Source organism: Streptomyces venezuelae ATCC 10712 (genome assembly GCF_008639165.1).
In the GTDB taxonomy this organism is placed as follows: Bacteria; Actinomycetota; Actinomycetes; order Streptomycetales; family Streptomycetaceae; genus Streptomyces; species Streptomyces venezuelae.
The window spans coordinates 673,554-686,284 of the sequence record NZ_CP029197.1 but is presented as its reverse complement, the minus strand read 5'-3'; the positions used below and the strand labels follow the sequence as shown (position 1 = coordinate 686,284).

The 12,731-nt window shown below is 71.8% G+C and carries 13 protein-coding genes; 12 read left to right on the top strand and 1 reads right to left on the bottom strand.

Annotation, left to right across the window (positions count from 1 at the left end):
- Positions 1–73: 73 nt before the first annotated feature.
- The 4 genes from DEJ43_RS02880 (at position 74) to DEJ43_RS37295 (ending at position 3,771) form a co-directional block, all read left to right on the top strand.
- Complete coding sequence (locus DEJ43_RS02880; protein ID WP_041663551.1) at positions 74–868, top strand: DUF4389 domain-containing protein; 795 nt, start codon at positions 74–76, stop codon at positions 866–868.
- Between the two features lie 142 nt (positions 869–1,010).
- Positions 1,011–1,652 (top strand): macro domain-containing protein, encoded by a 642-nt coding sequence (locus DEJ43_RS02875; protein ID WP_233447916.1) that lies wholly within the window; start codon positions 1,011–1,013, stop codon positions 1,650–1,652.
- Between the two features lie 169 nt (positions 1,653–1,821).
- Positions 1,822–3,438, top strand: a complete 1,617-nt coding sequence (locus tag DEJ43_RS02870) for an ADP-ribosyltransferase domain-containing protein (RefSeq protein ID WP_015031799.1) — start codon at positions 1,822–1,824, stop codon at positions 3,436–3,438.
- A gap of 177 nt (positions 3,439–3,615) precedes the next feature.
- Positions 3,616–3,771: a DUF6131 family protein gene (locus DEJ43_RS37295; RefSeq protein ID WP_015031798.1), complete on the top strand. Its 156-nt coding sequence runs from the start codon at positions 3,616–3,618 to the stop codon at positions 3,769–3,771.
- A 114-nt stretch (positions 3,772–3,885) separates the two neighbouring features.
- Here DEJ43_RS37295 and DEJ43_RS37290 read toward each other — a convergent pair whose 3' ends face one another.
- The gene (locus DEJ43_RS37290) at positions 3,886–4,086 is read right to left on the bottom strand and encodes a hypothetical protein (RefSeq protein WP_051025821.1); all 201 of its coding nucleotides are present in this window, start codon (positions 4,084–4,086) and stop codon (positions 3,886–3,888) included.
- Between the two features lie 200 nt (positions 4,087–4,286).
- On the opposite strand from DEJ43_RS37290, the gene DEJ43_RS02860 reads away from it, so the two are divergent.
- The 8 genes from DEJ43_RS02860 to DEJ43_RS02825 all read left to right on the top strand — a co-directional run bounded on the left by DEJ43_RS02860 (position 4,287) and on the right by DEJ43_RS02825 (position 12,692).
- A complete protein-coding gene (locus tag DEJ43_RS02860) occupies positions 4,287–4,511 on the top strand; it encodes a DUF6458 family protein (protein ID WP_041662008.1) in 225 nt (74 codons plus the stop codon).
- Positions 4,512–4,573: 62 nt separating this feature from the next.
- On the top strand, positions 4,574–4,948 hold the full coding sequence (locus tag DEJ43_RS02855; protein WP_015031795.1) for a hypothetical protein: 375 nt from the start codon (positions 4,574–4,576) through the stop codon (positions 4,946–4,948).
- A 173-nt stretch (positions 4,949–5,121) separates the two neighbouring features.
- The gene (locus tag DEJ43_RS02850; RefSeq protein ID WP_015031794.1) at positions 5,122–6,360 is read left to right on the top strand and encodes a hypothetical protein; all 1,239 of its coding nucleotides are present in this window, start codon (positions 5,122–5,124) and stop codon (positions 6,358–6,360) included.
- Positions 6,344–7,120: a hypothetical protein gene (locus tag DEJ43_RS02845; protein WP_015031793.1), complete on the top strand. Its 777-nt coding sequence runs from the start codon at positions 6,344–6,346 to the stop codon at positions 7,118–7,120. Before DEJ43_RS02850 ends, DEJ43_RS02845 begins: the two co-directional genes overlap by 17 nt.
- A 135-nt stretch (positions 7,121–7,255) precedes the next feature.
- Positions 7,256–7,825, top strand: a complete 570-nt coding sequence (locus DEJ43_RS02840) for a GNAT family N-acetyltransferase (RefSeq protein WP_015031792.1) — start codon at positions 7,256–7,258, stop codon at positions 7,823–7,825.
- Positions 7,826–7,932: 107 nt separating this feature from the next.
- Positions 7,933–9,180 carry an ABC transporter substrate-binding protein gene (locus DEJ43_RS02835; protein ID WP_015031791.1) on the top strand — a complete coding sequence of 416 codons (1,248 nt, stop codon included), beginning with the start codon at positions 7,933–7,935 and terminating at the stop codon, positions 9,178–9,180.
- A gap of 12 nt (positions 9,181–9,192) precedes the next feature.
- Positions 9,193–11,931 (top strand): ABC transporter permease subunit, encoded by a 2,739-nt coding sequence (locus tag DEJ43_RS02830; RefSeq protein WP_015031790.1) that lies wholly within the window; start codon positions 9,193–9,195, stop codon positions 11,929–11,931.
- Positions 11,928–12,692: an ABC transporter ATP-binding protein gene (locus DEJ43_RS02825; RefSeq protein WP_015031789.1), complete on the top strand. Its 765-nt coding sequence runs from the start codon at positions 11,928–11,930 to the stop codon at positions 12,690–12,692. Before DEJ43_RS02830 ends, DEJ43_RS02825 begins: the two co-directional genes overlap by 4 nt.
- The last annotated feature ends 39 nt before the right edge of the window (positions 12,693–12,731 follow it).

Genomic DNA, 12,731 nt, shown 5'->3' with positions numbered 1-12,731 from the left:
GCGCGGGCCGGCCGGCTGCGTCAGCATCGACGTGACCCGGGAAGCGGGGGACGCGGGAGAGACGGAGACGGCCATGGCAGCAGGGTGGGAGCCCCGACCCTCGACCGACGCCGACGGAGCCGAATGGCGGCCGGTCCTGGACGTGCCACCGCCGGGACGGCAGCGTCGCTGGACCGTGTTCCTGCGCTGGCTGCTGCTCCTGCCGCAGTTCGTCGTCGTCGCCGTGCTGTCCATCGCCGCGTTCTTCGTCACCGTCGTGGGATGGTTCAGCGCGCTGGTCCTCGGCCGCCTGCCCGACCCGATCTTCTCCTTCCTCGGCTCGGTCCTCGCCTATCAGACCAGGGTCACGGCCGCCGCGGCCCTGCTCGTCGACCGCTACCCGCCGTTCGCCTTCGACGCCCCCGACTACCCGGTGCGCATCGAACTGCGGGCCACCCCGCTCAACCGGCTCGCCGTCCTGTTCCGACTGATCCTGATGATCCCGGCGGCGATCGTCAGCAGCCTCGCGCAGTCCGGCTGGCTCGCGATCAGCTGGGTGTTCTGGCTGATCGGCATCGTCCTGGGCAGGCTGCCCGAGCCCGTCTTCGGAGCCACGGCGGCCGTCGTCCGCTACCGCATGCGGCTGACGGCCTACACGACGATGCTGACGCCGGTGTACCCCAAGGGACTCCTGGGCGACGCCCCCGGCGCCGCCGCCCAGCCCGCGTACTCCGCGACGCGCCCCCTGCGGCTGAGCACGGCCGCGCAGGTACTGGTCTGGCTCTTCCTCCTCCTCGGCCTCGCCGGCCACCTGACGTCGGGCACCGTCAACTACGACACCACGGACGACGACTACAGGGCCGCGACCGCCACACGAACGGCGAACTGACCACCCGGCCCCGCCTCCGCCCGCGCGCGCCGGGGACCCCGCTCCCCGGCCGCGTTGTCAGTGCCCCGCGATAGCTTCGATCTTGTTCGAGCGGTCGTGCGAGAGAGGCGAATGCGTGGGTTTCGGACGTGCGTTGAGGGTCGTGCTGGTCGATGTCAACGACGAGGTGGTGGCAGCCTGGCGGTCCGCTTTCGCGGACACGCCCGAGGTGGAGATCCGGCGGGGTTCCCTGCTCGACGAGGACGTCGACGCGTGGGTGTCCCCGACCAACGCGAAGGGCAGGATGGACGGTGGCGTCGACGCCGTCGTCAAGCGCCACCTCGGCGCGGGCATCCAGGTGAAGGTGCAGCGGGCGATACGCGACCGGTTCGGCGGGAGCCTGCCGGTGGGCAGCGCGGTGTGCGTCCCGTCCGGGGCGACCGTGCCCCGCTATCTGATCTCGACGCCGACCATGCGGCAGTCCGCGCAGAACGTCAGCGAGACGATGAACGTGGCGCTGGCCTGCGCGGCCGCGTTCCAGGCGGTGCACCTGCAGAACCGTGCGAAGCCCGGCAGCATCAGGTCGGTCGCGCTCGTGGGGATGGGCGCGCGGACCGGCGGGGTCCCGGCGGGGGTGTGCGCCAACCTGATGTGGACGGGCTACACCCTCTTCCACGACCACGGGTTCGCGGACTACGACGAGTTGCGGGCCGCGGTGCTCGGGCAGCTCGACGACATCGAGGGAGCGGGGTCCGCGCGGCGGGTCCGGATCAACGTCCCGCAGCGACCTTCCTTTCGCCGCTGACGCGCAGGCCCCGCAGGCCGGCGTCACGCCCGCCGCTGACGCGCAGGCCCCGCAGGCCGGCGCCGTGCCCCAGCACGGCGGGGCCGCAGGCGGTCGCCCCACCGAGTCCGTACAGCACGCCGGTGCGCCCGAGGGGGCGGCCGGTCCGAGTTCTGGGAGCCCCGCCCTCGTGAACGACGTCGACACGCCGGCCGCCGCCGGTTCCCCCACCGGTGACCCCCTCGGTCTCGCCGACCTGTTCACCGGGGGCGGCGAGCCGTGGCTTCCGCTGCTGGCCCCGGTGATCGAGGCACAGCCGGGCGCCGCCGACTACATCGGCCCCCAGCGGAGCCCGGAGGTCGTCCCGGTGCGGGAGCTGACGTTCCAGGCGCTGAAGCCCCACCCGCCGCACAGGTGGAAGGTGGTCGCCTTCGGGCAGAACCCGTACCCGCGGGCGGAGAGCGCGACCGGCATCGCGATGTTCGACAACACCTTCAACGACTGGAAGGACAGCCAGTTCGGCCGCGTGGTCAGCATCCGCTGCCTCATCAAGGCGGCCGCGATGTGGAAGTACGGCATCGTCAAGAAGACGCCGATCGCCGACGTGCGCGCGCTGCTGAAGAAGGAGGACACGGTCGCGCCGCCGGAGTGGTTCCAGGCGATGCTCACCCAGGGCGTGCTCCTGCTCAACGCCTCCCTCACGGCGAGTGCCGACGGGGCGATGCCCACGGATCACCACACCACCTTCTGGCGCCCGGTGGCCGAGCAGATCGTCGAGGAGATCCTGCGGGCGAAGCAGGACGCCGCCGAGGAGGACCGGGGTGTGGTGTTCGCCTGGTGGGGCGCGCACGCCCGGAGCCTGAAGCGGGTCGTCCAGCGGCTGGAGAAGAAGTACCCGGGGGTCGAGGTGCGCCACCTCGACCACGCGAACCCGGCGGCCCAGGGAGACATCTTCTGCGAGGGCGACCACTTCGCCCAGGTGAACGACGCCCTGGCCGCGGTGGGCGCGGAGCCGGTCGACTGGCTGCCGAGCAAGGGCTGGGACCGGAAGGCGGCCGGCCCAGGCGGCGCGGACCGCGGTGACGTCGCGGAGCGGATGGGGGCGTTCATCGCCTCGACGATGGAGCTCCACCAGCTCTATCTGGAACGGCTCACGAGCGTCAAGGACGAAGGACTCGTCCTCCCGGCCGTCACCGGGGTCTTCGACACGCCGCTGATGGACTTCCGCAAGGCCGTCGAGCCGGTGTCGCACGTCCTGGCCCGACTGGACCGGCACATAGAGCGGTCGAGCACGTTCGGCGCGTCGTCGCCGGGGCACGGCCTGACCGGGGACCAGGTCTCGGCGCTCCACCTCTACACCTGCGAGTCGGCGTTCTACCGCGAGATCAACGCCGTCCTGCGGTCCCCGGACCGGGAGCGCCTGCGGCCCTACCTGCCGTACCTGCGTCTGCTGTTCTCGGCGGTGGAGTCGCTGCCGGCGCAGACCCGGCCGCTGTGGCGCGGTGTGGCACTGGATCTGCGGTCGCAGTATCCGCAGGGCCGGACCGTGACGTGGTGGGGCGTGTCGTCGTGCACGTCCGAGCTGGGCGTGGCGAAGGCGTTCCTCGGCAGCCGCGGCCGGCGGACCCTGTTCGAGGTCACGCCGGCGCGGGCGGTGGCGATCCGGCGGTTCTCCGCCTTCACCGGCGAGGAGGAGTACATCCTCGCGCCGGGCACCCAGCTGAAGGTGACGGACGTGCGGACGGAGCGCGGCGGCCTCTGCACCGTGCGGCTGACCGAGCTGGAGGGCCAGGGACTGGTGTCCTAGCGGAGAAGGCAGGGGGCGGTGATCCCGGTATCCGACAACCGTTCCGCCCCGGCACCCGTACTACGGCGCAAACGGGGCAGACGCAGTGCATGAGGTGACGGGACGCGCGGCGGCTCCGCCGAAAGGAACCCGCGGCCCGACACGTACGCGGCCCACCTCCAGAGAGCGAGGCACACCATGATCCTTGTCGGAGTCATTCTGCTCGTCATCGGATTCGTCACCGGCATCTCGATCCTGTGGACCATCGGGATCATCCTGTTGGTCATCGGCGCGATCCTGTGGATCCTCGGAGCCGTCGGACACGCGGTGGGAGGACGCCGCCACTACTGGTAGCCGTGCCGGTGCCGCCACCGGGGCGCGCGGTGGCGAACGCGTGACAGGACCCGGCCGAGGTGACTACGGGCCCGGCCGGGTCCTGCGTATGGGGGCGAGACGGTGCGACCGGGGTCAGCGGCCGTCGCGCGGGTCGTCGTCCCTGTCGAGCCCGCGGGACATCTCGTCCTGGCGGCGCCGCTCGAGCTCCTCGGGGCTCACGCCCTGAGTGTCCCGCCGGGCGCCGGGGTGGACCGGGTCCTGCCCCTGGCGGCCGCGCGTCTGCTCCTCGCGACCCTTGCCCGGCTGGTGGCGCTTGTCCTGCATACCGCCCATGACGGTGACCTCCGTGGTGCGTAAATGGGGAATCGGGGGATTCCCTGCTTCCACGCTGCCACGGATGGTGACGTTCCGCACCCCGTGGGTGACGCGGCGTGACGGGGCTCGAATGCAGCCCCGGGAGCGCCGAGCGCGGAATGTTCCTCGAAGCCCCGGGTACGCGAACGTTGTCCAACCCATATGGGAGGGAGCCAATCATGGGTCTGGGAATCTTCATCATCATGATCGCGGTCGGAGCCATCCTCACGTTCGCGTCCGACTGGGAGCTCGAAGCGGTCAACCTCGATGTGGTCGGACTGATCCTGATGGGGGTCGGCATCTTCGGAACGGCCGTCTACACCAGCGTGCTTCGCCGTCGCCGGATGGTGGTGCCGCCCGTGGCCCCGACGGTCACCGACGACGATCGGCGCGACCTGCTCTGAGGCGGTCCGCACCAGCCGGTGCCGACGCGCCCACGACGTACAGCGACGGAGGAGTGACAGCGATGACCGACGGCATGTGGAACTACGGTACGGAGGCCGGGCGTCTGCCGGGCGTGGACCTCACCGGATGGCGGGTCGAGGCGTGCGACGGCCACATCGGCACGGTGGACAGGCACTCCGACGAGGTGGACGACTCCTGCCTGGTCGTGGACACGGGTGCGTGGATCTTCGGCAAGGAAGTGCTGATCCCGGCGAGCGCGGTGACCTCCTTCGACCTGGAGGAACAGGCGGTGCACCTCGCCCTGACCAGGGAACAGGTCAAGGACGCCCCCGAGTTCCACTCGGACAAGCACTTCGCCGACCGGCAGTACCGCGAGGAGATCACGCAGTACTACCGCACCGGCGGCCCGTTCTCGGGCGGTGCGGGCGCCATCTGACGCCCCACCAGGGCGCCCGTCGGTCGCGGTGGAATCCCGTTTGTCCGCCGTCGGGGCCCATGAGATCATCGAGGTCCGACGGTCCGTCCCCTCTCGTCCGCGTTTCGCGAGGCGGATGAGGGAGTGCGGGCCGTTGCCATATCCGTATCCGGACCGCGAAGGGCAGACGGGGTGTGACGAGCACAAGGGAGCCGGCGCAGGCGCGCATCGACGACACGGGCAACATCCTGGTCGCGCCACCGGCGTTGCGGGAGCACGACACCGTCCGGGACTTCTTCGGGTACACGGTCACTCCGGAGCAGCTCGCCTCCGGCACGATCGACCTCACGCACAGGACCGTCTACCTGTGCGGCGACGTGTCCGGCGTCGACCGCGGCCAACTGGCTTCGGCTGCGCGGGTGTTCATGGTCCGTGACCTCTCGCACGACGGCGGGGCGGAGGTCGAAGGACCCTGGCCCGTCGTCGGACCGGGCCGCGTGCCCCTGCGCGTCCACGGCGCCGGCGTGTACTACCGCCGCTTCTTCGACCCCGGCGCCGACCACTTCGGACGGATCGGGGCGGAGCACGCCTTCCAGTCCCTGACGGAGTCCACCAAGCCCGGAACGGCCCACCGCAGCGGAATCTATCTGACGCCCGTCACGCGGGACGGCGACGAACTGCGTTTCCGGCTCCTCCGGTGCTCCACGAACTTCTCGGGGCCGACCGAGGGCTTCCGCCCGACCGACACGGACATCGTGGACGCCCTGAACGACGAGGCGGCCACCGTCTTCCGGGACCAGGCGCCGCTCAACCACGTGCTCGCGCAGATCTACCACAACACCCTGGGCACCCCGGAGCGCAAACAGTCGAAGGCCAGGATCTCGGCGCACGCCGACAAGACCAAGGACATGCCCGCCAACGGCATCATGGCCTTCTGCACCTTCTACGACGGGCTCGACAAGCTGCAGCCCCTCGCCGCAGACCCCTTCGACCACGGCGTGAAGGGCGTCAGCGGGCTGACCAGGCTCCACTTCCGCCTCAAGGAGCAGACCGGAGAACGCGGCGAGGCCGATCCGGTGCTCCCGGCGCAGTTCAGCGTGACCCTGTATCCCGGCTCCGTGTTCTTCATGCCGCTCTCCACCAACCGCCTGTACACGCACGAGATCCGGCCCTCGGGGCTGGACGCCGAGTCGCTGCCGACGCGCCTGGGGTACGTGGTGCGCTGCTCGAAGACCGAAGCCGTCCACAAGGACGGCCACACGTTCCTGGAACTGGCCGGAGAGCGGGTGAAGCTGGAGCCGCCCACCGAGGCCGGCATGGACGAGCTGCGCGGGCTGTACGCCGAGGAGAACAGGACCTCGTCCTTCATCGACTACGGCGACCGGTTCCTCTTCAGCATGAACACGGGGGACTACCGTGCGCCCCGGGTCTAGCATTTCGGACGAGATCATCTCGTGCTCCGTGCCGGCCGAGGAGAACCTCTTCACGGAGCTTTCCGCCTCGGTCCGCTGGGAGGACGTGGGCAAAGGGCGGCGGGGCGCCACGCTCGCCCGGATCGACGAGGCGGACGGTGGCGTTCCCCTCGTGCGCACGACGACACGGTACGCCCATCCCACGCAGCGTTTCCGGGCGGTGCACGAACGGCTGGCGCGGCAGATCCAAGAGCGTGCGGCGTTTCCGGTCGGCTTCAACAACGCGCTCATCGAGACCTACACGAACGCCTACACCACCATGGGCAGCCATTCCGACCAGGCGCTCGATCTGGCCGACGGCTCGTTCGTCGCGGTCTTCTCCTGTTATCGGCACCCCGAGGCGGGCCCGCCGAGAAAGCTGATCTTCGAATCGAAGGAGCCCGGTGGCGAGAAGTTCGAGGTCCCCCTCGTCCATCACGGCGTCGTCGCGTTCTCCGTCGCCTCGAACCGGCGGCTCAGGCACAAGATCGTGCTCGACAGGCCCGTCCCGGCGACGGACAACACCTGGCTGGGCGTGACGTTCCGAACGTCCAAGACCCTGATCCGGTTTCGCGACGGCCACGCCTACCTACCGGAGGGCACGCCGCTCACGACGGCCGACGAGGAGCAGAGCCGCGAGTTCTACCGACTGAGGCGCCGCGAGAACCATGAGACGGACTTCAGCTACCCCCGCCTGACGTACACCGTCAGCGAGAGCGACCTGACACCACCGCCCGCGTGAGCCCAGGCGCCCATGTCTTCCCCGTATGCCCAGGGTGCGGGTCCACCCGCGCGGAAGGAGTGCTGTGATGAGCGGACCGGTGGCACGAGGCACCGTCCTGGCCCCGTCGGCGCCCGTGCCGGCGCGAGGCGCCTGATGGCCGCCGTCGAGCGGGTCCCCGGGAGCCGTCTCCTCGCGTACGCCTACGGGATACGCGCGGTGTACGCGGACGCTTTCGGCGTCCCGCCCTGGCTGGAGGGGCCGGAGCAGGCCGCCGCCTATCTGGAGCGGCTCGCCGATGACGTGCGCCGACCCGGATTCACCGCGGCGCTGGCCCTCGACGGGGACACGGTGGCGGGCTGGGCGACGGCCTGGACGACCCCGGACGTGTTCCCCGCCGACCGCGCCTACGCGCTGGTGTCCGCCGCGCTGGGCGAGCGCCGCACCGCCGACTGGCTCTGCGGTGCCCGTGAGGTCGACGAGCTCGCCGTCTCCACCGCCGCGCGCGGCTCCGGCCTCGGCGCCCGGCTGCTGCACGCGGTCACGGAGGACCGGGCCGACGGCCGCTGCTGGCTGCTCACCTCGGCGGCGGCCCAAGACACCTGCGCCTTCTACGAGCGGGCGGGCTGGACGCGGGCCGGCCACGCCGGACCCGGCGGATCCGGCCTCGTCACCTTCCTCGGACCCCGCCATCCGGCCCGCCGACTCCCCGCACCCCCGCGTTGACCCGGTCGCCGAGCGAATTCTGACGAACCGTCAATTCGCCCCGTACCAGTCATTGACGGTTCGTCAGATCGGTCACAGAATGCGGTCACCCGACGGAGGGATCGCCCGTGCCCCGAGCCTTGCGCGTCAGTGCCGCCGCCTTCGCCCTGTTCCTCGTCACCGCCTGCAACTCCGCCTCCACCGGCGGGAGTACGTCCACGTCCGTACGCGGAGTCACCGCCGACACCATCAAGGTCGGCGGCATCGTCTCCATGACGACCGCCAGCGGCTACTCCAAGAAGGACACCGACCTCGGTGCCCGGGCCCGCTACGACCGGGCCAACGCCGAGGGCGGCATCAACGGACGGAAGATCGAGTACCTGGGGGCCGAGGACGACGGGCAGGACCCCGCCAGGAACCTGGCCGCGGCCCGCAAGCTCGTCCAGCAGGACAAGGTCTTCGCCGTCTCCCCCATGAGTTCGGTGACCTTCGCCGGGGCCGACTTCCTCGACACCCAGAAGGTCCCGACGGTGGGCTGGGGCACGCTGCCCTCGTTCTGCGGGCCCGCACACCTCTACGGCTTCAACGGCTGCCTCGTCCCGACACCGGGCGGCACGCTCAACCAGACCTGGCCCGAAGGCCTCGCGGCCGTCCTCGGCGGCGCGCGCGGCAGATCCGTCGCGCTGATCGCCGGCGACAACGACGCCGGCAAGTTCGGCATCCGCACCTTCACCCAGGGCTTCAAGGCGGCCGGCTTCCAGGTCGCGTACGCCAAGGCCGTGGTCCCGGCGACCTCGATGCCGAGCGACTGGTCGGCGTACACCAAGGAGATCCTCCGCTCGGGCCCCGGCGGCCGCGCACCCGACGCCGTCGTCTCCGTGATGCAGACCCCGTACAACATCGGCCTGTTCACCTCGCTCAAGCGGTCCGGCTACAAGGGCGTCATCTCCGACCCGACGGACTACGACCCCGGCCTGCTCGCCAAGGACGCGACCAAGCAGGCCCTCGACGGCGTGCACGTCCTGCTGCAGTTCCAGCCCTTCGAGGCGGACACCCCCGCGATGCGCCGGTTCAAGGACGACATCAAGAAGGCCTCCGGCGGCACGGAAGTACCCCTCAACATGCACATGATGACGGGGTACATGAGCGCTGACCTCTTCCTCTCCATCGCCGCGAAGGCCGGCAAGGACCTCACCGTCGAGGCCTTTCAGAAGGCCGCCGACGGCTTCTCCGACACCGGGACCCTCGTCGGTGACCGTGCCCTGCCGAAGGGGAAGAAGGAGAGCTTCGGGTGCGGGGCGCTCGTCCGGCTGAAGAACGGACGGTACGAGGTGGCGGTGCCGTTCACGTGCTACCCGCCGATCCCCTTCGGCTGAGGGGCGCGTCACGTGGGTGACCTGCTGGGCTTCGTCCTGAGCGGGCTGGTCTCGGGCGCGCTGTACGCGCTGCTCGCGACCGGCCTCGTGCTGTCCTACTCCGCCTCCGGGCTCTTCAACTTCGCCCACGGCGCCACCGCCTACCTGTGCGCGCTCGCCTTCTACGAGCTCCACTCCGGCTTCGGCTGGCCCGCCGTCCCCACCGCGCTGCTCCTGGTGACCGTGGTGGCGCCCGGCCTCGGCTGGGGACTCGACCGGCTCATGTTCAGAAAGCTGGCCAAGGCCGGCGAGACGGCGCAGATCGTGGCCACCATCGGCCTCCTCGTCGCGCTGCCCGCCGCCGGACTGTGGGTGGTCGAACTCCTGGAGCGGGCGGGCGCCCCGGTCCTCCCCGCCGAGAACCAGTTCGGACTGCCTGGCGTCGGACCGAGCCCCGCGGTCTCCTGGCAGCCCCTCGACGGCGTCGGGATCGACTCCGACCAGCTGATCACCTGGATCGTCACCGCCCTCACGGCCGCCGGACTCTGGATCCTGATGCGGCACACCCGGCTCGGCCTGCGACTGCGCGCGGCGGTCGACAACCGTGCCCTGACCGAACTGCGGGGCATCGGCGCGGACCGGCTGTCCTCGATCGCCTGGATGCTCTCCTCCGGGCTCGCGGGCCTCGCCGGTGTCCTCGCGACCCCGCTCCTCGGGCTCTCCGCGCACGACTACACCCTCTTCCTCTTCGTCTCCGCCACCGCGGCGGTCCTCGGACGCTTCGCCTCGGTGCCGCTCGCCTTCGCGGGCGGCCTCGGGCTCGGCGTGCTGCAGAACCTGGTGGCGGGGTACGCGTCGTTCGCCGAGGGCGTCACCGGCTTCCGCACCGCAGTACCGTTCCTCATCCTCTTCGCCGGTCTCGTCGTCCTCGCCCGACGCCGCCGCGCGACGGGCACGGCCGCCGTGGACCCGCCACCGGTGGACTACCTCGCCGGAAAGGGGTGGGGCCGCCGATGGGGCGCGTGGATCGTGGCGGCCCTCCTGCTCGGCACCGCGTTCTACACGGTCACCACGCCCTTCTGGAGCGGCATCCTGGCCCAAGGGCTCGCGATCGGGCTGGTGTTCATGTCGTTCACCGTGGTCACCGGGCTCGGCGCGATGGTCTCGCTGGCCCAGGCGACGTTCGTGACCGGCGCCGCGCTGGTCGCCGGGCTCCTGATGAGCCACGGCTGGCCCTTCGTCGCCGCGGCGGCGGCCGGCACGGCGGCCGCGGCCCTGCTCGGCGCGGTGGTCGCGCTGCCCGCCCTGCGGCTCGGCGGCAGATCCCTGGCCCTCGCCACCCTGGCCCTCGCCTTCCTGGCCGACCAGGTGCTCTTCCAGCTCGGCCCGCTGCGCAACGGCGACACCGGGTGGGAGATCCCCCGGCCGGTGGCCGGGCCCGTGGACCTGAGCGACGACCGGGCGATGGGGCTCGCCCTCGTGCTCCTCAGCTGTGTGCTCGTCGCACTGCTGACCCGGCTGCGCGGCTCCCGCTGGGGCCGCGCCATGCTGGCGGTCCGCTCGGCCCCGGAAGCCGCGGCCGCGTCGGGGGTCTCCGTGGTACGTACGAAACTGCTGCTCTTCACGGTGTCGGCGGGCCTCGCGGGCTTCGGCGGGGTGCTCTACGCCTCGTACAACACCAGGATCACGGCCACGGACTTCACCGCGATGACGGGCCTGGTGTGGCTGGCGGTCGTGGTCGCGGCGGGGGTGCGCAGGCCGCAGTTCGCCGTGGTGGCGGGGCTGGTCTTCGCCGTGGTCCCGCACCTGATGGCGACGTACGTGACGGAGTCCGCGCATCTGCCGGTGATCCTCTTCGGCCTGGCGGGGCTCGCGCTGGCCAACGACCCGGACGGATACTGCGCCGCGCTGCCGTCGAGACGGGCGGCCCGCCGCGCCACGAAGCGCGGAGCCGCGCCGGGAGTCCTGCCGGAGGCCTCGCAGGGTCCGGTTCCGGGAGTCGCGCCGGGCGCCGTGTCGGCAGGCGTACCGGGGCCGCCTGCCCCGGAACCCGGCGGCGGCCCCGGCCCGGCGCCGGGCGCGCTCGAACTGTGCGGCGTACACGCCGGGTACGGCGGCGCGCCCGTGCTGCACGGCGTGGACCTCACGGTGCGCGGCGGCGAGGTGCTGGTGCTGCTCGGGCCCAACGGGGCCGGGAAGTCCACCCTCTGCCGGGTGGCGGCGGGACTGCTCAGGCCGGCCGGCGGTCTCGTGCGCGTGCGGGGCGCGGACGCCACCCGCGACGCGACGGTCGCCCGGGCCCGCCGGGGCGTGCGGCTGGCGCCCGAGGGGCGGGGGATCTTCGCCGGGCTGTCGATCGAGGAGAACCTGACCCTGCAGCTGACGGCGGCGGACGACCGCGACGCCGTGTACGCGCGGTTCCCCGCCCTCGCCGCCCGCCGCTCCGTCGCCGCCGGGTCCCTGTCGGGCGGCGAGCAGCAGCTCCTCGCCCTCGCCCCGCTCCTCCAGCGACCGCCGGCGGTCCTCGTCGCCGACGAACCGTCCCTCGGTCTCGCGCCCCGCGTCGTGGACGAGGTCTTCCGCCTGCTGACCGAACTCCGCGACCACGGAACCGCGTTGGTTCTGGTCGAGGAGAAGGCGGCCGAGGTGCTCGGCATCGCCGACACCGTCGCGTACCTCGCCCAGGGCGAGATCGCCTGGTCCGGGCCGCGCTCCGAGGTGGACCGGGACCGGCTCGCCGAGACCTATCTGGGGACGGGAGTCCGCCGATGAGCCAGGCCCTGCTCCGCGCGAGCGGGATCGGCGTCCGCTTCGGCGGCGTCCACGCCCTGCGCGACGTGACCCTCTCCGTCGGCTCCGGTGAGATCTGCGGCCTGATCGGGCCGAACGGCGCGGGCAAGACGACGCTCTTCGACGTGGTGTCGGGGATGCGGCGGCCGGACGCGGGAACCATCGCGTACGACGGTACGGACATCACCCGCAGGTCCCCCGTGTGGCGGGCCCGGCACGGCATCCGCCGCACCTTCCAACGCCAGCAGCTCTTCGGCCAGTTGACCGTCGCGGACAATCTCCTCGTGGCGCAGGACTGGCGGGGCGGAGTGCGGCCCGCGGTGCGCCGCCACCGGGAGCGGGCCGCCGCCGTGCTCCACGAGTGCGGGCTCGACGCCCTCGCCGGCTCGTACGCGGGTGGCCTGCCCGTCGGGCAGGCCCGCATGGTCGAACTGGCCCGTGCGCTCGCCGATCCGCCCCGGGTCCTCCTCCTGGACGAGCCCGCCTCCGGGACGACCGCCGAGGAACGCCGCCAACTCGCCGCCGTCATCCGTCACATGGCCGACGAGGAGAACTGCGCCGTGCTGCTCGTCGAGCACAACGTGGCCTTCGTGATGGAGCTGTGCTCCCGTGTCGTGGTGCTCGACCTCGGCCGGGTCCTCGCCGAAGGAGCGGCGGCCGAGGTCCAGGCGGACCCGGCGGTGCGGGAGGCGTACCTCGGCACCGGTCCGACCGGGCGGGAACCCGGCCACCTCGACCGCTGACGCCGAAACCACTGACGCCGGCGCGCCGCGTGCGCCCGT

Coding starts and splice junctions, on each gene's coding strand:
- DEJ43_RS02880 (WP_041663551.1), top strand. CDS start 74: ATGGCAGCAGGGTGGGAGCCCCGACCCTCGACCGACGCCGACGGAGCC.
- DEJ43_RS37295 (WP_015031798.1), top strand. CDS start 3,616: ATGATCCTTGTCGGAGTCATTCTGCTCGTCATCGGATTCGTCACCGGC.
- DEJ43_RS37290 (WP_051025821.1), bottom strand. CDS start 4,086: ATGGGCGGTATGCAGGACAAGCGCCACCAGCCGGGCAAGGGTCGCGAG.
- DEJ43_RS02860 (WP_041662008.1), top strand. CDS start 4,287: ATGGGTCTGGGAATCTTCATCATCATGATCGCGGTCGGAGCCATCCTC.
- DEJ43_RS02855 (WP_015031795.1), top strand. CDS start 4,574: ATGACCGACGGCATGTGGAACTACGGTACGGAGGCCGGGCGTCTGCCG.
- DEJ43_RS02840 (WP_015031792.1), top strand. CDS start 7,256: ATGGCCGCCGTCGAGCGGGTCCCCGGGAGCCGTCTCCTCGCGTACGCC.
- DEJ43_RS02825 (WP_015031789.1), top strand. CDS start 11,928: ATGAGCCAGGCCCTGCTCCGCGCGAGCGGGATCGGCGTCCGCTTCGGC.